18 protein-coding genes are annotated in these 18,508 nt (G+C 71.3%); 7 read left to right on the top strand and 11 right to left on the bottom strand.

Annotation, left to right across the window (positions count from 1 at the left end):
• Nucleotides 1-55: 55 nt before the first annotated feature.
• Entirely contained in the window at nt 56-1,102 is a 1,047-nt protein-coding gene (locus tag RR3_RS11985) for a UDP-N-acetylmuramate dehydrogenase (RefSeq protein WP_064065785.1), read from the bottom strand.
• Between the two features lie 71 nt (nt 1,103-1,173).
• On the opposite strand from RR3_RS11985, the gene RR3_RS11980 reads away from it, so the two are divergent.
• From RR3_RS11980 to RR3_RS11970, 3 genes are all read left to right on the top strand, one after another.
• The gene (locus RR3_RS11980; RefSeq protein ID WP_010592119.1) at nt 1,174-1,677 is read left to right on the top strand and encodes a DUF2505 domain-containing protein; all 504 of its coding nucleotides are present in this window, start codon (nt 1,174-1,176) and stop codon (nt 1,675-1,677) included.
• An 84-nt stretch (nt 1,678-1,761) separates the two neighbouring features.
• Complete coding sequence (locus tag RR3_RS11975; protein WP_064065786.1) at nt 1,762-2,268, top strand: DUF2505 domain-containing protein; 507 nt, start codon at nt 1,762-1,764, stop codon at nt 2,266-2,268.
• Between the two features lie 9 nt (nt 2,269-2,277).
• Nucleotides 2,278-3,111, top strand: a complete 834-nt coding sequence (locus RR3_RS11970; RefSeq protein WP_064065787.1) for a hypothetical protein — start codon at nt 2,278-2,280, stop codon at nt 3,109-3,111.
• On the opposite strand, the gene RR3_RS11965 is transcribed toward RR3_RS11970, so the two are convergent.
• A complete protein-coding gene (locus RR3_RS11965) occupies nt 3,057-3,674 on the bottom strand; it encodes a type IV toxin-antitoxin system AbiEi family antitoxin domain-containing protein (protein ID WP_010592121.1) in 618 nt (205 codons plus the stop codon). The two genes, RR3_RS11970 and RR3_RS11965, sit on opposite strands and share 55 nt — an antisense overlap.
• 102 nt (nt 3,675-3,776) lie before the next feature.
• Between RR3_RS11965 and RR3_RS11960 the strand changes: the two genes are divergently transcribed.
• On the top strand, nt 3,777-4,514 hold the full coding sequence (locus tag RR3_RS11960) for an LmeA family phospholipid-binding protein (RefSeq protein ID WP_010592122.1): 738 nt from the start codon (nt 3,777-3,779) through the stop codon (nt 4,512-4,514).
• A gap of 13 nt (nt 4,515-4,527) precedes the next feature.
• Here RR3_RS11960 and deoC read toward each other — a convergent pair whose 3' ends face one another.
• The gene (gene deoC / locus RR3_RS11955; RefSeq protein WP_010592123.1) at nt 4,528-5,193 is read right to left on the bottom strand and encodes a deoxyribose-phosphate aldolase; all 666 of its coding nucleotides are present in this window, start codon (nt 5,191-5,193) and stop codon (nt 4,528-4,530) included.
• Between the two features lie 64 nt (nt 5,194-5,257).
• Here deoC and RR3_RS11950 point away from each other — a divergent pair, with 64 nt between their 5' ends.
• Nucleotides 5,258-5,806 carry a GNAT family N-acetyltransferase gene (locus tag RR3_RS11950; protein WP_010592124.1) on the top strand — a complete coding sequence of 183 codons (549 nt, stop codon included), beginning with the start codon at nt 5,258-5,260 and terminating at the stop codon, nt 5,804-5,806.
• Nucleotides 5,807-5,879: 73 nt separating this feature from the next.
• Here the strand turns inward: RR3_RS11950 and RR3_RS11945 are convergent, their stop codons facing one another.
• Nucleotides 5,880-9,359 carry a protein kinase domain-containing protein gene (locus RR3_RS11945; RefSeq protein WP_443096429.1) on the bottom strand — a complete coding sequence of 1,160 codons (3,480 nt, stop codon included), beginning with the start codon at nt 9,357-9,359 and terminating at the stop codon, nt 5,880-5,882.
• Between the two features lie 490 nt (nt 9,360-9,849).
• Between RR3_RS11945 and RR3_RS11940 the strand changes: the two genes are divergently transcribed.
• On the top strand, nt 9,850-10,710 hold the full coding sequence (locus RR3_RS11940) for a class I SAM-dependent methyltransferase (protein WP_017681767.1): 861 nt from the start codon (nt 9,850-9,852) through the stop codon (nt 10,708-10,710).
• 43 nt (nt 10,711-10,753) lie between these two features.
• The gene (gene purU, locus RR3_RS11935) at nt 10,754-11,641 is read left to right on the top strand and encodes a formyltetrahydrofolate deformylase (RefSeq protein ID WP_017681766.1); all 888 of its coding nucleotides are present in this window, start codon (nt 10,754-10,756) and stop codon (nt 11,639-11,641) included.
• An 18-nt stretch (nt 11,642-11,659) separates the two neighbouring features.
• Here purU and RR3_RS11930 read toward each other — a convergent pair whose 3' ends face one another.
• From RR3_RS11930 to RR3_RS11900, 7 genes are all read right to left on the bottom strand, one after another.
• Nucleotides 11,660-13,201: a molybdopterin-dependent oxidoreductase gene (locus RR3_RS11930; protein ID WP_082335476.1), complete on the bottom strand. Its 1,542-nt coding sequence runs from the start codon at nt 13,199-13,201 to the stop codon at nt 11,660-11,662.
• A gap of 63 nt (nt 13,202-13,264) precedes the next feature.
• A complete protein-coding gene (locus RR3_RS11925; protein ID WP_017681229.1) occupies nt 13,265-14,302 on the bottom strand; it encodes an alpha/beta fold hydrolase in 1,038 nt (345 codons plus the stop codon).
• A gap of 70 nt (nt 14,303-14,372) precedes the next feature.
• Nucleotides 14,373-15,275, bottom strand: coding sequence for an AurF N-oxygenase family protein (locus RR3_RS11920; RefSeq protein WP_010592131.1), 903 nt, complete (start codon nt 15,273-15,275; stop codon nt 14,373-14,375).
• A gap of 82 nt (nt 15,276-15,357) precedes the next feature.
• A complete protein-coding gene (locus RR3_RS11915; RefSeq protein ID WP_003937507.1) occupies nt 15,358-15,651 on the bottom strand; it encodes a DUF2516 family protein in 294 nt (97 codons plus the stop codon).
• Between the two features lie 75 nt (nt 15,652-15,726).
• On the bottom strand, nt 15,727-16,566 hold the full coding sequence (locus RR3_RS11910; protein WP_064065788.1) for a hypothetical protein: 840 nt from the start codon (nt 16,564-16,566) through the stop codon (nt 15,727-15,729).
• 1 nt (nt 16,567) lies between these two features.
• The gene (locus RR3_RS11905; protein ID WP_010592133.1) at nt 16,568-17,101 is read right to left on the bottom strand and encodes a helix-turn-helix domain-containing protein; all 534 of its coding nucleotides are present in this window, start codon (nt 17,099-17,101) and stop codon (nt 16,568-16,570) included.
• Nucleotides 17,102-17,161: 60 nt separating this feature from the next.
• Nucleotides 17,162-18,415 carry a DUF445 domain-containing protein gene (locus RR3_RS11900; RefSeq protein WP_225222515.1) on the bottom strand — a complete coding sequence of 418 codons (1,254 nt, stop codon included), beginning with the start codon at nt 18,413-18,415 and terminating at the stop codon, nt 17,162-17,164.
• Nucleotides 18,416-18,508 lie beyond the last annotated feature (93 nt).

The following is an 18,508-nucleotide window of genomic DNA, read 5'->3' as shown; positions in this document are numbered from 1 at the left end:
TACGCCCGCCGCGCTGTCGCGTCGCAGCGCGGCGGCAGGTCTGGCAGACCGGCTCTCAGATGAAGCAGCCCACGGTCACCGGCTCCGGCTCGAGCCGCACCCCGAACGCGTCCTGCACGCCGTCGCGCACCTCCCGGGCGAGGGCCACCAGATCGGCGGTGGTCGCGGCTCCCCGGTTGGTGAGTGCGAGGGTGTGCTTGGTGGACAGCCGCACCGGTGCGTCGGCCCCGGGGAAGCCCTTGCCGAACCCGGCTCGCTCGATCAGCCATCCCGCGGAGAGCTTGGTGCCACCGTCCGCGGGGAATCGCGGGATCCGCACGTCGGGCCCGACGCGTTCCTCGACGACCGCGAGCACCCGGGACAGCTCGTCGTCGGAGAGCACCGGGTTGGTGAAGAACGATCCGGCGCTCCAGGTGTCGAGGTCGCCCGGATCGAGCACCATGCCCTTGCCGCGGCGCAACGTCAGCACCTGCTCACGCACCTCCGCCGCCGGGCGCCGCTCCCCCTCCTCGGCGTGCAGCGCCGACGCCAGTTCCCGGTAGCCGAGCGGTGCGCTCGCCCCGTCCGGCCGCACGGCGAGGTCCACCTCGAGCACCAGCGCTTCGTCGGAATGTTTGAGGACGCTGGTGCGGTAGCCGAGCCCGAGTTCCCCGGGGCCGACCCACCGGACGTCGCCGCTGGTGCGGTCGAGCAGCCGTACGGCGCGCAGGACCGATCCGACCTCCACCCCGTAGGCGCCGACATTCTGCACCGGGGTCGCGCCGGTGGAGCCGGGGATCCCCGACAGGCACTCGAGTCCCCCGAGACCGGACTTCACGGTGAGGGCGACGACGTCGTCCCACACCGCGCCCGCCTCGGCGCGGACGGTGTCCTCCCCCGGTTCGATCCCGGTGGTCGCGATGCGCACCACCACGCCGTCGAATCCGGCGTCGCCGATCACGAGATTGGAGCCACCCGCCAGGACCAGGGTGGGGACGCGGGCCGCGTCGAGCAGGCGGACGACGTCGACGAGGGTGTCGGTGGTGGTGCACTCGGCGAGCCACCGCGCCGGACCGCCCAGCCGCAGCGTGGTCAGCGTCGACAGCGGCACGTGCTCGGACACAGCGGCGCCCGCCTCGACGAGTTGGGCCCCAATACGCGGATCAGACACCCGCAAACGGTAGCGTGCCGACCATGGGCAGCCGCATCGACCATTACTCGCACTACGCGTTCCCCGTCGCCACGGTGCACGCGGCGCTCGTCGACGAGAACTACTGGCGGACCCGGCTGGCGGAGATCGGCGGCCCGGGCGCGACCCTCGAGGACGTGCGCATCGGCGACGGGACGATCGACCTGCACATGACGCAGTCCATCCCGGCCGAGCACCTGCCGAGCTTCGTCACCAACTTCCATCCCGGCGACCTGGTCATCCATCGGCACGAGTCGTGGCAGCCGCTGAGCGGGGACCGCGCGACGGGCAGCTTCTCCGCGCACGTGGACGGGCTGCCCGGCAAGGTGGACGGCACGTCCACGATGGCCCCGGACGGCTCGGGCACCATCGTGGAGATCGACGGCACCGCCGAGGTGCGGATCCCCTTCCTCGGCGGCAAGATCGAGGGCATCATCGTCGAGCAGATCGTCGAACTGTTCGACGTCGAGCGCACGTTCACAGCGCAGTGGCTGTCCGAACCGCACTGACGGCTGTCCGAACCGCACCGACGTGCCGTTGCGGAGCCGTGACGATTTCCGTGGTTCGGTAACGAACCGGTAACCTCGGCTGTCATGGCACGGCGAATCGACTACTCCGCCCGCTATCCGTACAGCCCGGAGCAGGTGTACGAGGCGCTCTCGGACCGCACGCACTGGGAGGCGCGCATCGTGGAGATGCGCAAGTACTCCGAGAACCATCTCGCCGAGTTCGAGGTGTCGGACGACGGTATCGACCTGGTCCTGCACCACGTCCTGCCCCGCACGGAACTGCCCGAGATCGCCCGGACGGTGATGAAGAAGGACATGGTCATCACCCGCAAGGAGACCTACACCCCCCTCGGCGACACGATCACCGGCAGCTACCAGGCCTCGATCCCCGCCGGGCCCGGCAGCCTCACCGGCACGATGGAACTGTTCGCCTCGGACGGGGGCAGCACCCTGCGCACCACGTCGGAGGCCAAGGTCTTCCTGCCGTTCATCGGCGGCAAACTCGAGCAGCTCATGCTCGTCAACCTCGTCGACCTGTTCCGCACCGAGGCGGAGATCACCGCCGACTGGCTCGCGCGCCGGTTCGGGTAGTTCCCCCCCGTGCGCGTACCGCGCCCGGAAGGTGTCGTCACCCGCGGCACCACGGGCATCAATCGCCTGCGCCGCAGCGACCGGTGGCTGATGCACCATCCCGACGTCGCCCGCGTCCTGCACTCGCGGGACGATGCGCTCGTCGTCGACCTCGGTTACGGCGCGATGCCGGTGACCACCCTCGAACTGGCCGCGCGGCTGCGCACGGTGCGCCGCCGGCTGCGGGTGGTGGGTCTCGAGATCGATCCCGAGCGGGTGGTGCCGGGCCGCGACGGCGTGGAGTTCGCCCGCGGGGGCTTCGAGCTGGCCGGGCTCCGGCCGGTGCTGATCCGCGCATTCAACGTGTTGCGTCAGTACCCGGAGGAGGCGGTGGCGCCGGCGTGGGCTCGGCTGCGGGCCGGGCTCGCACCGGGCGGGCTGCTGCTCGACGGCACGTGCGACGAACTGGGCCGGCGGTGCGCATGGGTGCTGCTCGACGAGCACGGCCCGCGCACGCTCACCCTCGCGTGGAGCCCGTTCCATTCGGCCACACCGTCGGACCTGGCCGAGCGGCTGCCGAAGGCGCTGATCCACCGCAATGTGCCGGGGGAACGGATCCACGAGCTGCTGCAGGTGGCGGATCGGGCCTGGGCGGCGGCGGCCCCGCACGCGGCGTTCGGGCCGCGCGTGCGCTGGCGCGCGACCCTGGACCTGTTGCGCGCCCAGGGGGTGCCGGCGGCGCCGCAACGCCGTCGCCTGCGGGACTGTGTGCTGACCGTGCCGTGGGACTTCGTCGCCCCCGCGCAGACTCAGCCGGCCGCGAGCAGCGCGAGCTCGATGCGGTCGGCGACGGCCGCGGGCTGATCGACGACCGCGGCGTGCAGCTGCGCCGAGGTGACCCGTCCGATGGCGATGGCGTCGCCGACGAGCTCGTCGAGCACCTCCTGGGAGACTCCGCCCGCCGCCAGGTCGACGGCGGTCCGCGCGGGGGTCGTGATGCGGAAGCACCCCACCTGCTCGCAGTCCTGCTCGCGCAGCTGCCGGTGGTGCAGGGCGAGCCGGTTGCTCGGCACCGTCCGCTGGTCGGCCGTCGACAGGTGCAGGAAGCGGGGTTGCAGGTGGCCCATGCCGTGCAGGTCCGCCGCGCTCTGGTGGGAGACCACCGCGGCGCCCTCGTACCAGGCGCACCACTGCGCGAATTCGTCGAACTTCGTGTGCGGGCTGTCACCGAGCCGGAACAGATCCGTCTGGATCCGGACCCAGTGCCCGGCCGCGATCCGGCCGACGAAGTCGATCGTGGCGATGCCGTGGGCCACGGCCTGCCGCGTGGTGAAGAAGCCCGCCTGGGCGAGCGCGGTGTGTCGCAGGGCCTCGTCCGGATCCACCCGGCCGGAGGCGTCGTGTTCAGGTTCCGTCCAGCCCGTCATGCCGCCACAGTACCGAACAACTGTGGTACACCTCACACTTTCCGGTCCCGGCGGCGCATCTTCACAGACCTTCCTCAGAGTTCTTCGGGAGAATCCGGAACCATGACGAACCGGAAGCGTGTCCCCTTCGCCACCATCGGCATCGTCCTCGCCGTCGCGCTGGTCGCGGTGCTCGTCGGCGCCGAGGTGTACGTCCGCAACCGTGCCACCAACTGCCTCGCGCAGTCGTTCGAGAGCGAACTCGGCACGAACGTCGACGTGGATCTCGGGTGGAAACCGGTGCTGCTCTCGCTCGTGGACAAGCAGGTCTCGTCCGTCACGCTCGACAGCGACGACACGGCGTTCGGCCCCGCTCAGGAGATGCAGGTGCACGCCGTGGTCCGCGACGTGGACCTGCGGGAGAGCGCCGCCGGGGCCGGCACCATCGGCAGCTCGAGCGCGGAGGTCGTGTGGCCGTCGTCGGGCATTCTCGCGACGGTGCAGACGCTGCCCCTCGGCTCGCTGATCACCGACGTCACCCCGGACGCGGCCGCCGGCACCCTCCGCTTCACCGTGGGCGGCGCCGGGCTGGCGGAACTGACCGTGCGCCCGGAGGCCCGGAACGGGACGATCGCGATCGAGACGGTGGACGCGTCGCTGTTCGGCATCGGGTTGCCGACAGCGCTGGTCGACGGCATTGTGCAGATCCTCACCGAGAGCCTGCAGCAGTACCCGCTGGACATGCAGGCGACGTCCGTGTCGGTCACCGACTCCGGCATCGCGGTGACGCTCGAGGGCGGCGCCTACACGATGCCCGAGCCGCCGGCCGGCCAGCAGTCGCAGAACCAGCTCGACTGCTGAGGCCGCGGCCCGCTCACTCGGGCAGGCCGTCGAGCACCGCGCGGGTGCCGGACAGGCCGAGCCGGGTGGCACCGGCCTCGATCATGGCCAGCGCCGCCTCGGCCGTGCGGATGCCGCCGCTGGCCTTGACGCCGAGCCGGCCGCCCACGGTCTCGGCCATCAGCCGCACCGCGTGCACGGACGCGCCCCCGGCGGGATGGAACCCGGTGGACGTCTTGACGAAGTTCGCGCCCGCCCGCTCGGCGCACCGGCACGCCTCGACGATCGCCTCGTCCGACAGGGCCGCCGACTCGAGGATCACCTTCAGCACGGGCTCGAACCCGATCGCCTCCCGGACGGTGAGGATGTCGGCGAGCACCGCGTTGTAGTCCCCCGCGACGGCCGCGCCGATGTCGATCACCATGTCGATCTCGGCGGCGCCCTGATCCACGGCGAGCCGGGCCTCGGCGCCCTTGATCAGCGAATGGTGCTTGCCCGACGGGAAGCCCGCCACGGTGGCGACGACGAGTCCGTCCGCCCGCAGCGGCAGCATCGACGGCGACACGCAGACCGACCAGACCCCGAGTTCGCGGGCCTCGTCGACGAGCGCGCGCACGTCGGCGCCCGACGCCTCGGGTTTGAGCAGGGTGTGGTCGACCATCGCGGCGACCCGGGCACGGGTGAGGGTGGTCTCCGGCATGCCCGTCAGCTTTCCACAGCGATATTCCGTTGCCCGGCCCGGCGCCGGTGTCCACACTGCTCTGGTGTTCATCCGACGAGAACGTCCCGCCGATGTCCCTGCGATCGGCGACGTGCACCGCGCCGCATTCGCGCCGCTCGCTCCCGCCGGCGTGGAGCCGGTCGAGCCCGGCCTCGTCGAGGCGCTGCGTGCCGGCCCGGCGTGGTTGCCCCGGCTCTCGCTCGTCGCAACCGGAGCCGAGGACTCGGGCACAACCGGAGCCGAGGGCTCGGTCGTCGGGCACGTGTGCGTCACCCGCGGCACGGTCGACGGCGAGCCGGCGCTGGCGCTCGGGCCGATCGGGGTGCTGCCGGCGTGGCAGCGCGCCGGCGTCGGGGGCGCCCTGATGCACGCGGTGCTCGGCGCGGCGGATGCCCTCGACGAACCGCTCGTCGTGCTGCTCGGGCACCTGGACTACTACCCGCGTTTCGGGTTCGTCCCGGCCGCCGAGCTCGGTGTCGATCCCGACGTGCCCGAATGGGCGTCGCACCTGCAGGCCCGCGCCCTCACCGCGCACCGGCCGCAGCTGCGCGGCGTCTTCCGCTACGCCCCTCCGTTCTACGAGATCGGCTAGCGCGGGGGATCGTCGGGGCGGCAATCGCGGTGTCGCGATGCGCTCGATCCGGTGTTCCCCGGGGTGGGAGGACTCACGTGTCCTCCGGTGTTGCGGACGGCCGTGGTGCTGTGTGCAGCCGATCGAGGAAGTGGCCGAGGGCGGGGCTGATGCTGCGGCCGTGCCGGTCCGCACCGACCCGCCGAACGAGTTCTCGCACAGCGGGTCCGGTATCGAGGACCGGCTGGACCAACCCCGACCGTGCACACTGCTCGAGGACGGGCAGCAACACTCGTTCCGCTTCCGCGAGTGAGCCGACCGTGACAAGGCACTCGGTCAGCAGCAAGCGGGCATAGAGGGACGCTCGGGGCCGGTCGGTGGCGCTGATCGACTCGGTGAGGATTCGGGCGCGCCGGCACGCGTGTGTCCGGTCACTGTCGGAGCCGGCGGCGAGCAGCAGCCGGATTGCCGCCTCTTCCGTGGTCTCGGCCGTGACCTGGGCGATCCCGTCAGGAACGTCGCTCGGAAGCCCGGCAGGGAAGGCGTCCGGGGAGACCTGCGGTATCCCGATGCCGGTCCGGATGCGCTCGTTGGTGATATGCACCGCCAGACGGGGCAGTTGCAGTGACAGTGCCAGCCGCTCCCCTTCGGCCAGTCGCTCGGCGGCCTGTTCGTGCTGCCCCAGGCGATGCTTCAGGCGAGCGCCGATGACGTACGTGGCGAGCATGAACTCGACGGTTCCGCCTTCGGCGCCGAGGCTGTAGCTCTCGTCGAGCAGGCCTTCGGCCTCGGCGAGGTTTCCCTGTTCGTACAGCATTTCCCCGAGGAGGGCACCGGTGAGGCGGGAGCTGTAGGAATTGTCTTCGTCGGAAGCGGTGGCCAGGTGCATGGCGTGGCGCAGGCTCGTCTCGGCGCCGTCGAGATCGAGTTGTTCCCGTGCGGCCACCGCATCGAGGCAATAGCCGTAGATGACACTGAACGGCCCGGAGGCGCGGCGGTGATACGGGCGTGCCCATTGCTGCCAGCGCCGGGCCTCGTCGAAGTCGAACCGCTGGATCTCGCGGAACGAGGCCACATCGGCAACACCGCACAGAATCCACGGACGGAGTCTGTCGGCGCGGGCGATGCATGCCTCGAGTGCCTCGCCGAGGTGGTCGAGACGGTCGTCGAAGACGGTGATGGTGGCCCGGATGAGAGAGGCCTCGGCCCGGGCGTCAGCCTCTTCGTCGCCGGGCACGGTCGGCAGCACTGTCTCGAGGCGGCTGAGGGCGTCGTTGGCCGCAGTGCGGTGGTGTAGCAGTGCGTGCGCCCAGGCCACCGCCAGCTGCAGGCGTGGCCGCATCGCGCCGGCGGTCGTCGGTAGCTTGGTCTCCAACCCGAGCAGAGTGTTCATCCGGGATTGTTCGAGCAGTGGGATCGCTTCCCGCTCGACCACGTCGATCGCCGCGTCGTCGTCGCCGGCAGCGCGGAAATGATCGACCGCCGCACTCGACAGGCGTTGATCGGCGAACCACCGGGCCGCGGTCCGGTGCAGCTCGTGCAGCCGTTCCGGGTCGCCTCGTTCGAGCCGGCGGCGTAGATAGTCGGTGAACAGGTGGTGGTAACGGAACCACTGTCCTTCCTCGTCGAGCCGGGTGAGGAACAGGTCCCGGTCTTCGACGTCCTCGAGCACGGCCTGGGCGTCCCGGCGGCCGGTCAGGGCGGTGGCCAGGGCTGCGCACGTGCGTTCGCTGACCGCGGTGGCCAACAGGAAGTCGAGCAGGTCCGGTTCGAGGCTGTCGAGGACGTTTTCGGCGAGGTACTCGCCGAGGGCGCGATGCCGGCCCGACAGCTGGCGGATGACCGTCCGGGGGTCATGGTGTTCGCGTAGTGCCAGCGAGGCCAGCTGCAGGGCCGCCGCCCACCCATCGGTTGTTTCCTCGAGCTCGGCAATGTCTTTGTCCTCCATGGTCAATCCGGTAGTACCGGTGAGCAGCTCGCGGGACTCGTCGACATCGAAGCGCAATGCGGCGGCGTCGATCTCGATCAACTCGTTGTGCACGCGCAGGCCGCTCAGCGGCAGACCCTGCCGGGCCCGGCTGGTGACGACCAGCTGCAAGTGGTGGCACCCTTGCTCGAGCAGGAACCGGGCGATGGCCCGGCTGGCGGGGTTGGTCACCCGGTGCCAGTCGTCGAGTACCACCGCGATGTGCTGCCCGCCCGTGTGTGTCCGGTTGATGAGGGTGGTCAGCACGAACCGCTCGGCACCCTCCCCGTGTCCCTCCAGGACACGGGTCAGCTCTCTGCCCAGCCGGGGCAGGGTCACCGTGACCGCATCGACGAGATGCGCGAGAAACCAGGCGGGGGTGTTGTCGTCCTCGTCGATCGACAACCACGCGGTCTTGCCACCGTCGTGCTCGAGCATCCGCACGTACTGGGCGGCCACGGTGGTCTTGCCGTATCCGGCCGGGCCGTGGATCAAGATCAGTCGCGCCCGGGTCGCGGTACCGAGCCGGTCGAGCAACCGGGTGCGCTGCACCATCGCATGAGCCGCGACCGGTGGACGGTACTTGGTCGCCGCGGCGGGCGGACGAGCGGGCACGGATCCACCAGCCGACGGGTCGAGGCGCAGATACGCCGCGGTCGCGGGGGATTCGCGACCTTCCTGCTGCGGTGGGCTCTCCTCGTCCCAGGCCAACGGCAGCGGCAGGTCGGCAACGAGGTAACCGAGATCGGTCCCGGCGCTGCGCAGCGCCTCCCCCAACGCCGCCGCCGTACCGAAACGGTGGGCGGGCTCCCGGGCCATCGCCTGCTCGATCACCGCACACACCCCCTCCGGAACATCCCGCTCGCGCAGATCCGGAATCGGTTCGGTGCTGATCCGCAGCAGCTGCGCCACCAGTTCCTCCCCACGGCGGCGCGCGTAGGCAGGCCGGCCGGCCAGAGCGGTGAACAAGGTGGCGCCGAGTCCGTAGACGTCCGAGACGACCGACGGAGACTGCCCGTGCAGCAGCTCCGGCGCGGTGTAGGCGGGCGAGCCCACCACCAAGCCCCGCGTGGTGTCCTGCCGATCCGACAGCCGGGCGATCCCGAAATCGGTCAGTTGCGGTTCGCCGTACTCGGAGATCAGGATGTTCGCCGGTTTGACGTCGCGGTGCAGGACACCCGCCCGATGCGCCGTCTCGAGCGCCCCGGCCACCTTGATGCCGATGTCGAGAACCTCGGCGACCGTGCGGGCCCCGCGCCGGTCGATCCACGCTTCGAGGGAGTCCCGGCGGTGGAACGGCATCACGATGAAGGGACGCCCGGTACGGGTGACGCCGGCCTCGAGCACGTGCACGATGTTCGGATGCCCCGACAGCCGGCCCATCGCCTGCTGCTCGCGCAGAAACCGCACGCGGTCGGTCTCGTCCGGACTGGGGCTCATCACCTTGACCGCTACCACTCGGTCGAGGGCGGGCTGACGACAGCGGTAGACGATGCCGAACCCTCCCCGCCCTGCCACCCGCGGCTCGACGAAACCGGCCGCGCCCAATTCGTCCGCGAGCTCCCTCGGGGGCGGATCAGCGGAACGTGCAGCGGCGTCACCGGACACTGTGCACCCGGTCTTCGGACTGCGCCCGGCACTCCGGGAGGTGTACCGCGGCACTGCCGGTGGCCGGTTCTGCCGGCCGGTGATCTGCGGACCTGATCATGACGCCACCTCGGATTGCTTCCGATTCTAGGCGCCGCCCGCGCGAAGTCCGTCGTGCCGACGGGCCGGTTCTCTCCACGGCTGGGGCCGGATTCCCGGGTGATTCCCTGCCGGCGAGGAGCGCGAGGTCCTGCGCGGGTGAACGGCACCGCGCCGGCGGTGACCATGCGCACCCCGGCTCCGACGTCGAACTCGCCCAACGCTTCCTGTCGCCCGGAAGACGGTCACGACCGGCATCCCCGTCCTCGCCGCCGCACCGCACTCGTCTCACCGGACGCGAAGGGGCCATCCAGCCTACGGAACTGAAACGTTCGGTATTGCCATAAGGTATCGGCTGCACCGCTGGGCGTCCGGGGCTCCGGCCCCGGCTTCGAGAACCCGAGGACCAGGCATGGCCGACGCAGTGGACGAGACGGCACGGCTCGCGAGCACCTTCGACGACGCGAGCGGCGACTTCGACCGGCTCACCCCGACGGTGTGGGGTCCGGCCGGGCAGGCGCTGATCTTCCAGCTCGGGCCCGGTCCCGGCGCGACGGTGCTGGACGTGTGCTGCGGCGCCGGCGCCTCGGCGCTGCCCGCTGCGGCGGCGGTGGGACCGACCGGCCGGGTCCACGCGATCGACGTCGCCGACGACCTGCTCGAGATCGGCCGGCTCGTCGCCGCCGAGCGGGCGCTGCAGAACATCGACTTCGTGTGCGCGGACGCCACCACGTGGGAACCGCCGTCCGCGGTCCCGGAGGACGGGTACGACGCGCTCGCCGTCTCCTACGGGGTGTTCCTGCTGCCCCGCATGGACGCGACGTTCGATCGTCTGGTGGGCCTGGTGCGGCACGGCGGCCGGGTCGGTGTGACCGTATGGCGGGCCGGGGCGATGGAGGAGATCAGCGCGACGCTGTTCGACGTCGTCGGCCTGCGCAACCCGGCGGTGGCCGGCCGGCCGTCGCTGCGGGACCGGACGCCGCTGCACACGATCGATCTGCCGCGCACCCTCGAGGCGTGGCTCGCGGCCGCCGGCACCCACTCGGTGGAGGTACGCACCCTGTCGAACCTGCTCCCCGCCACCGACGAGCTGTGCTGGGCACTGGTGACCGGATCGGGCTTGCGGGCGGTCCTGGCCGGGCTCGACGCCGACGCGGTCGCCGCGGTGCGCGCCGAATTCCTCGCGGCCGTCACCGAGCGCGGCATCCACACGATCGACGCGACGACCCTCGTCGGGACCGCCACGGTCCGGCGGCCCCCCGCGACGGTGTGACCGGTCGGGTGGGGCCGGGATCCCACCTGAGAGACTGGACGGCATGACCTCCGCTGCCTCGTCCGACGACCGTCGGTATGTACTGTCACTGGGCTGCCCCGACGCCACCGGCATCGTCGCCCGCATCTCGACCTTCCTCGCGGACGTGGGCGGCTCGATCGTCGAAGCCGGCTACCACGCGGACCCCGACAGCGGCTGGTTCTTCACTCGTCAGGCGGTGCGCGCCTCCTCCATTCCGCTCGGCCTCGACGAACTGCGCGAGCGATTCGCGACCGTCGCGGCGGAACTGGGCCCGGAAACCGAGTGGACGCTGCAGGACACCGGCGAGACCAAGCGGGTGGTGCTCCTCGTCAGCAAGGAAGGCCACTGCCTGCACGACATCCTGGGCCGGGTGGCCGCCGGCGAGCTGAACGCGGAGATCTGTGCGGTCGTGGGGAACCATCCCGACCTCGAGCGGGTGACCCGCCGGCACGGCATCGACTTCCACTACGTGTCCTTCCCCAAGGATCCGCAGCAGCGCGGGCCCGCGTTCGAGCAGGTGCGCAAACTCGTCGACGTGCACGACCCGCACGCGGTCGTGCTCGCGCGGTTCATGCAGATCCTGCCGCCCGAGTTGTGCGAGCACTGGGCGGGCCGGGCGATCAACATCCACCACAGCTTCCTGCCGTCGTTCATCGGCGCACGCCCCTACCATCAGGCCTTCGCACGCGGTGTGAAGCTGATCGGCGCGACGTGCCACTACGTGACCCCCGAGCTGGACGCCGGCCCGATCATCGAGCAGGACGTGGTGCGCGTCGGTCACGCCGACACCGTCGGCGACATGGTGCGCCTCGGACGGGACGTCGAGAAGCTGGTGCTGGCCCGCGGTCTGCGCTGGCACCTCGAGGACCGGGTGCTGGTGCACGGCAGCAAGACCGTCGTCTTCAGCTGACGACGCGGGATCCGCCGGTCAGCCCACGGTGACGGTGCGGCTGTGCCAGCCGGTGGCGCCGTCGGGGATCGGCGGGCGGCGCTGCTCGTCCTGCACCCGGCCCTCCCCGTCGGTGGCACGCACCTCGAGGGTGTGCGTGCCGGGCGTCGCATCCCAGCGCCACGTCCACTGCCGCCACGTGTCGAGCGAGTACTCCTCGGCGAGCACGGCCTCGTTCCAGGGGCCGCCGTCGACACGGACCTCGACGCGGTCGATGCCGCGATGCTGCGCCCACGCGGTACCGGCGACGACCACGGGCCCGGACCCGAGCCGGCCGAAGGCGGCGGGAACGTCGATGCGTGAGGCGGTCCGGACGGGGGCCTGCTCGGCCCAGCCGCGTTTCGTCCAGTAGGCCTCGGCCCGGTCGAAGCGGGTCAGTTCCCAGTCGACGACCCACTTGGTGGCGGAGACGTAGCCGTACAGGCCCGGTACCACCTGCCGGGCCGGGTATCCGTGTTCGAACGGCAGCGGTTCGCCGTTCATCGCGACGGCGAGCAGGGCGTCGCGGCCGTCGAGGACGGCGTCGACGGGGGTGCCGCAGGTGAAGCCGTCGGCGCTGGTGGACAGGAGCATGTCGGCGTCGGCCCGGACTCCGGCCCGCGCGAGCAGGTCGCGCATCCGGTATCCGATCCAGCGGGCGTTGCCGGCCAGGTCGCCCCCGACCTCGTTGGACACGCAGGTGAGGGTGAGGATCCGTTCGACGGGTTCGAACGCGGCCAGATCGTCCCAGGTGAGCGTCACCTCCCGCTCGACCATGCCGTGGATGCGCAGCTGCCAGTCCGCGGTGCGCAACCGCGGCACCCGCAGTGCGGTGTCGATGCGGTAGAACTCCGCCGGCGAGGTGAGGAAGGGGGTCGCGCCGGGGACCGTCACCTCGGTGCCCGCCGGCACGGGAGCGGCGGCCCGAGCCGGCCGCGGGATCAGGAACCGGGCACGGTCCTCGACGGCCCGCGCCAGCCGGTCGGTGAGGCGCCGGCCGGCGGCGCCGGCGGCCACGGCCACGGCGGCCGCGGTGCCGAGCACCGTGAGGAACCGGCGGCGCGGCCACGCCGCCGGGGTGACCGTCCCGTCGTCGCGGACGCCGGATGCGGCAAGGAGCCGGACGGCGTACTGCAGCAGCACCGCGCCCGCGACGGCGCCGACGACCGTGGGCAGCGCGGCGACGGCGGTGGCGCCCGGCCGGCTCAGCGCCGCGTACCCGCCGACGGCGGCCAGGACCGCGAGGACGACGCCGCCACGCGGGCGGCGGGGCTGTTCGAGCAGCCCCGCCACCACGGCGAGCACCGCGAGGATCACCGACATGCCGATGAACAACGCCGGTTTGTCCGACGTTCCGAAGGTGTCGATCGCGAACTCGCGGGCCCACGCGGGCGCCCGGTCCACGGTCGTGGCGCCGACTGCGTAGAACGGCGACGACGCCGGGCCGATCAGCACGGCGAGCAGTTCGCCGACGCCGAGGACGACGCCGAACGACACCAGTCCGGCGAGGGCACGCGCGGCGCGGTGGCCCGACACTGTCACGGGTCCTTCTCTGGTCGACGGCACATCGGGGGTTCGGTGCCGCGACCCCCGCGGATGGGAGCGTCAGGCGGTTGCCTGCACGGGCTCCCGTTCGGCGAGGTACAGCAGTTCGTCGTCGAACGCGTCGATCGCCTCGACCGAGCTCATGTGCCCGATCCCGTCGAGGACGACGAAATGCTCGAGGTGCCCGGCGGCCTCGAGGGCCTCGGCGAGCCGGTGCGCGTGCACCGGCGGCGTGAGGCGGTCCGCGGTGCCGACCAGCACGGTGGTCGGGACGGTGAGGTGCTCGAGCCCCGTTCGGATGTCGATTGCGCTGAGCGCCGTCCCCCAGTTGCCCCGGGCCCGGGGGGTGCAGCCGAGCACGATCTTCTCGCAGAACTCCACCTCGGCGGTGCTCGAGCCGGGCGCGAGGGCGACGTACTTCAGCGCGCGGGTGGTCAGGGGGGAGGCGACGAGCGGCACGGCGGCGCCGAGAACACGCCGCGCGACGGGCTCCGGTACCCGGCCCAGGCGGGGCGGCAGCAGCGCGGCCTCGGCGAGCAGGCTGTCGGTGCCGGTGCTCGCGAGCAGCACTCCGGACGCCTTCTCCCGCACCTGCTCGGGGTGGCGGCCGGCCCACGCGATGATGCTCATGCCGCCCATGCTGTGCCCGGCGAGCACTGCCCTGCGGCCGGCCGGCACCGTCGCCGCGAGGACCGCTGCGAGATCGTCGGCGAGAACGTCGGGGCCGAAGGTCCGGGTACCGAGGTCACTGCGGCCGTGACCGCGCTGGTCGTAGGTGATCACCCGGTAGCGCCCGGCGAGTGCGTTGATCTGCGGGATCCAGTAGTCGGCGTTGCACGTCCACCCGTGGCTGAGCACGATCGGGTCGGCGTCCGGATCGCCGTAGGCGCGGATGTGGAGGTGAGCGCCGTCGTCGGTGGTGAGGTCGACGATGTCGGGGTCCAGCGTGGGCGGCGCGAGCAGCGCATGCGGTGGCCGGTCGGCGGCGCGCACCACGGTGCGGCGACGGCGGGCGCGGTAGGCCACGAGTCCGGCGACGGCGGCAGCGCCGGCCACCCCGGCGAGCGCCAGGGTGGTCCTGCGGGACGGCTTCTTCACCTGTGTTGTTCTCCTGGTTCCTGGAACGACGGCCGTCGCGGGACGCGACGGCCGAGGGACGGGTCCGCGATCACAGGACGTGGGCGCGGCGGAGCAGCAGGGTCGACGGCCCCCCGATCAGGCCCACGCCGTCGAGGAACTCGATCGTCCGTCGGGCGCCCTCACGGAGCCGGTCGTGGTAGTGCGTGTTGGCCCGTACCGCAGCCGTGGCCTCGGCCACGTCGAGCCCCGCGGCGGCGTAGACGTCGTCGTGCACGAGGCTCGTGACGACGAAGTACGCGGAGATGCCCAGCTGCAGCCGGACGCGGACGCGCTCGGTGCGGGACAGGTGGCGGGTGCGGCGGACGATCTCCTCGCGCGCGTAGCGGATGTGCCGGGACTCCTCGACGACGTGGATGCGGCTGACGGTGCGGGTGACGGGCTGGACCCGCTCGTCGCGCATGAAGTCGCGCTGCATCGCGTCGAGGATCTCCTCGGCGAACAGGGTTCCACCGAACGCGAGGGCCCCGCCTGCCGTGGCCTTGAACAGCCGGCCGCTCTCCCGGATCCAGCGTTTCGGCCGGTAGGACGGGATCCCGAAGTGCTGTGCCGCGCGCGCGAACATCGTCGAGTGCCGGCATTCGTCGGCGATCTCGGTGAGCCCGAACTGGACGTAGGCGGTGGCGGGGTCACGGCGGTAGAGGTCGCGCACGAGCATCTGCATCAGGATCATCTCGAACCAGATGCCGGTGCCGGCGATACTGGCGGCCTCGTGCTGGGTCAGGACGATCCGCTGCCGCTCGCTCATCGACTCCCACAGGGCGGTGCCGTAGAGGCTGCTCCACTCGGGGGTCATCCCGTACTTGTCGGCGGGGACAGGGGCGTCCCAGTCGATCTCGAGGGCCGGGTCGTAGGAGGAACGGGCCGCGGAGGCCAGCAGCCTCTCGGCGGTGTCCTCACGGTCGTCCGTGCGGACGGTCCGGGTGAGCGCCATCGTCGATCACCTCGTCTCGGTAATTACCCGTTACCCGAAGTGTCATCAACCGCTCGGCGCTTGTCAAGGCCTCCGAGCGGAACTACCAGCGCGGCCGCTGTACCTCGTCCACCCGCGGTCGCACGTCGACGAGGTACACGCTCACGGCGATCACCGCGATGATTCCGAGCATCATGAAGGTGCCCCAGAAGACGACGATCACCAGCAGCGAGGCGGCGAGGATGCCGAGCCACACCGGCTTGGTGAGCTTGTCGACCGCGGGGAACGCCTCGGCGGGCTGCCGCACGGCATGCAGGAGGGCGAAACCCGCCCCGGCGAGCGCGACGATCTGCAGAGCGAAAATGATCAGGGCGGCGAGAGAATCGACGTTGGGCACGTTCCCATGGTACGAGCAACGGCCCCCACGCGGAGGTCGCGTGGGGGCCGTCGGCGGTTCTACCGACCGGTGTGATCAGGCGCCGGTGGTCTTGCGCGGCGCCGCCTTCTTGGCGGGCGCCTTGGCCGGCGTCTTGGCCGCAGCCTTGGCGGGGGCCTTGGCCGGCGTCTTGGGCGCCGGAGCCTCGGTCTTCGGCGCGGCTGCCTTCTCCGCGGCCTCCTCGACCTTGGTGGCGGCCTCGTCGAGCTCGAGCGCGGCGGTTTCGACCCGGTCCGCGGCCTCCGAAGCCGCCTCCTGGGCCTGGCCACCGAGGTCGAGCACCCGCAGGCCGGCCTCCTCGCCGGCCCCGGAGATGGCCTCGCCGACGTCGCCGGCGGTCTCCTCGATCCGGCCGGCGGCGCGGCCCGCGAGCCGGGCGGCCTGTTCGCCCACGGCGCGGGTCTGTCGGGCCACGGTGCCCAGCGCCTCCTCGGTGAGCTCGACGGCGTCACCGAACGCGGCCTCGGCGCGACCGATGCCCTCCTCCACGACCGGCTGCTTGCGCAGCCGCTCGATGGTCTCCTCACCGCGCTCGGCGAGTGCGGTGTAGATGTCGGAGGCCACCTTCAGGTAGGCCTCGGCGACCTTGCGCAGCTCCTCTGCGGTGAACTTCTCGCGCAGCTCGGCGAGATCCTCGGGCAGTTCGGCCGGCAGGCCGGCGAGCCGCTCGCGCAGGGACTCGACGTTCTCGGTCAGGTCCTCCTGGAACTCGGCGAGACGGCCCCGGGCACTGTCGACCCGGTCGCCGACGTCGGTCTGGGTGGTCTCGGCGCGACGGCGGGTGCGAGCCACGATGTCGGCCACCGCCTGGACCACGGTGTCGCCGGCGCCGACAGCGGCGTACAGCGGGGTGGCGAGGTTCTTCGGATCGGTCATGTCAGTTCTCCTGTCGATCGGGGTCGGTCGCGCCGTTCGGGGCAGCGGCCGCGGGTGCGGATACCTCGGGTGCAGACACCTCGGGTGAGAGGTCCGCCCCGGAAGGGTGGGAACCGTTCTCTCGGCAGAACGATTCGTAGATGTCGAGCAGGACCTGCTTCTGCCGTTCGTTGAGCACGGCGTCGGCCAGCAGCGCGTCGCGCACCGCGCTCGTCGGGCGCTGCTCCAGGATCCCGGCCCGGACGTAGAGGACCTCCGCGGACATCCGGAGCCCCTTGGCAATCTGCCCGAGCACCTCGGCCGAGGGCTTGCGCAGCCCTCGCTCGATCTGGCTCAGATAGGGATTGCTGACGCCGGCGAGCTGGGAAAGCTGACGCAGGGACACCTGCGCCGCCTCGCGCTGCGAGCGGATGAAACTGCCGATGTCCTGCGCGGCAGTGCTGACCACCCGCGTGGCGATCTCGGTGGCGCCGGACGCATCGTCCTTGTCATCGTCCCCTCCGTCGGCGGGTTCACCCCGTTCCTTCGTGGACACGGTTCCACTGTACCGACAAGTGCTAGCTGTAGCAAGCACTCTGCTAGCAGGTGTGGAACGTCACGCGAACAGCAGATTCGAGAACGTGTAGATGGCCAGACCGGCGAGCGACCCGACCACCGTGCCGTTGATCCGGATGAACTGCAGATCGCGCCCCACCTGGAGCTCGATCTTGCGGCTGGCCTCCTCCGCGTCCCAGCGCTCCACCGTCTCCCGGATGACCGCGGTGATCTCGTCGGCGTAGTTGGCCGCGATGTACCGGGCCCCGTCGAGCAGCCAGCGGTCGAACTTGCCGCGCAGCTCGTGGTCCTCCATCAGCCGCACCCCGAAGTGGATGACGTTCTCGGTGACCTTCGTGCGCAGCGTGCTGTGCGGGTCGTCGACCGACTCGAGGATCATCCGCTTGGCGGCCCGCCAGGTCGCGGAGGCCAGCTGGGTGACCTCCTCCCGACCCATGATCTCCGCCTTGACCTTCTCCGCCTTGGCGATGGTGACCGGATCGTGCTGCAGGTCCCGCGCGTAGTCGGCGAGGAACCGGTTCGCGGCCACACGCACCTCGTGGTCGGGGTCGGACCGCACCTTCCAGGTGAACTCGACCAGCTCGCGGTGGATCCGCTCGCCGAGCAGCAGGTCCACGAACTTCGGCGACCACGACGGCGAGTCGCGGCTGATGATGCGATCGATCGTCTCCTGGCTGCCGAGGGCCCACTGGTGAGCCCGTTCGGCCAGCATGTCGATCAGCGGCAGCTGCCGGTTCTCGGCGAGCAGCTCGGACAGCACCCGGCCGATGGGCGGCCCCCACTCCGGCTCGGCGATGCGCTTGACGATGGTGTTGTCGATGATCTGCTGGATGTCCTCCTCGCGCAGGACCGTCACGAGTCCCCGCAGCACCGTCGACGTCTCCTGCGCGATCCGCTCGGCGTGTTCGGGCTCCGCCATCCAGGTTCCCAGGCGCAGCGGGATCCGGGCGTTCTCGACCTTCGCCGACACCACCTCGGGGGCGAGGAAGTTGGAGCCGACGAACGAACTCAGGCTCGCCCCGAGCTGATCCTTCTTCCGTTTGATGATGGCCGTGTGCGGAACGGGGATGCCCAGCGGATGCCGGAACAGCGCCGTGACCGCGAACCAGTCCGCGAGCGCGCCGACCATCCCGGCCTCGGAGGCGGCCCGCACGTACCCCACCCATTCGCCGGCGCCGCGCGTCTCCTGCCAGCGGCAGAACAGGTAGATTGCGGTCGCCACGAGCAGGAAGCCGGTGGCGACCGCCTTCATCCGGCGCAGGTCCCTGCGCTTGGCGTCATCGTCGATGCTCATCAGCTGCACCTCCGCTATTGTGCCGAAGCTGCGCCCGGCGAGGGCGGACGCGGCGGAAACGGACGTCGTGCCCCGAACGGGACGTCCGCACGG

Origin of the sequence: Rhodococcus ruber NBRC 15591 (genome assembly GCF_001894945.1) — a bacterium.
Lineage (GTDB): Bacteria > Actinomycetota > Actinomycetes > Mycobacteriales > Mycobacteriaceae > Rhodococcus > Rhodococcus ruber.
Note: the sequence above shows the minus strand (reverse complement) of the source record. Positions and strands in the feature narration are given on the sequence as shown.

Excerpts from the sequence above, each read along its gene's own strand:
- RR3_RS11920 (WP_010592131.1), bottom strand. The coding sequence starts at position 15,275 with ATGGCGCTCACCCGGACCGTCCGCACGGACGACCGTGAGGACACCGCC.
- RR3_RS11910 (WP_064065788.1), bottom strand. The coding sequence starts at position 16,566 with ATGACCGATCCGAAGAACCTCGCCACCCCGCTGTACGCCGCTGTCGGC.
- deoC (WP_010592123.1), bottom strand. The coding sequence starts at position 5,193 with ATGCCGGAGACCACCCTCACCCGTGCCCGGGTCGCCGCGATGGTCGAC.
- RR3_RS11900 (WP_225222515.1), bottom strand. The coding sequence starts at position 18,415 with ATGAGCATCGACGATGACGCCAAGCGCAGGGACCTGCGCCGGATGAAG.
- RR3_RS11965 (WP_010592121.1), bottom strand. The coding sequence starts at position 3,674 with ATGACGGGCTGGACGGAACCTGAACACGACGCCTCCGGCCGGGTGGAT.
- RR3_RS11980 (WP_010592119.1), top strand. The coding sequence starts at position 1,174 with ATGGGCAGCCGCATCGACCATTACTCGCACTACGCGTTCCCCGTCGCC.
- RR3_RS11940 (WP_017681767.1), top strand. The coding sequence starts at position 9,850 with ATGGCCGACGCAGTGGACGAGACGGCACGGCTCGCGAGCACCTTCGAC.
- RR3_RS11960 (WP_010592122.1), top strand. The coding sequence starts at position 3,777 with ATGACGAACCGGAAGCGTGTCCCCTTCGCCACCATCGGCATCGTCCTC.
- purU (WP_017681766.1), top strand. The coding sequence starts at position 10,754 with ATGACCTCCGCTGCCTCGTCCGACGACCGTCGGTATGTACTGTCACTG.
- RR3_RS11975 (WP_064065786.1), top strand. The coding sequence starts at position 1,762 with ATGGCACGGCGAATCGACTACTCCGCCCGCTATCCGTACAGCCCGGAG.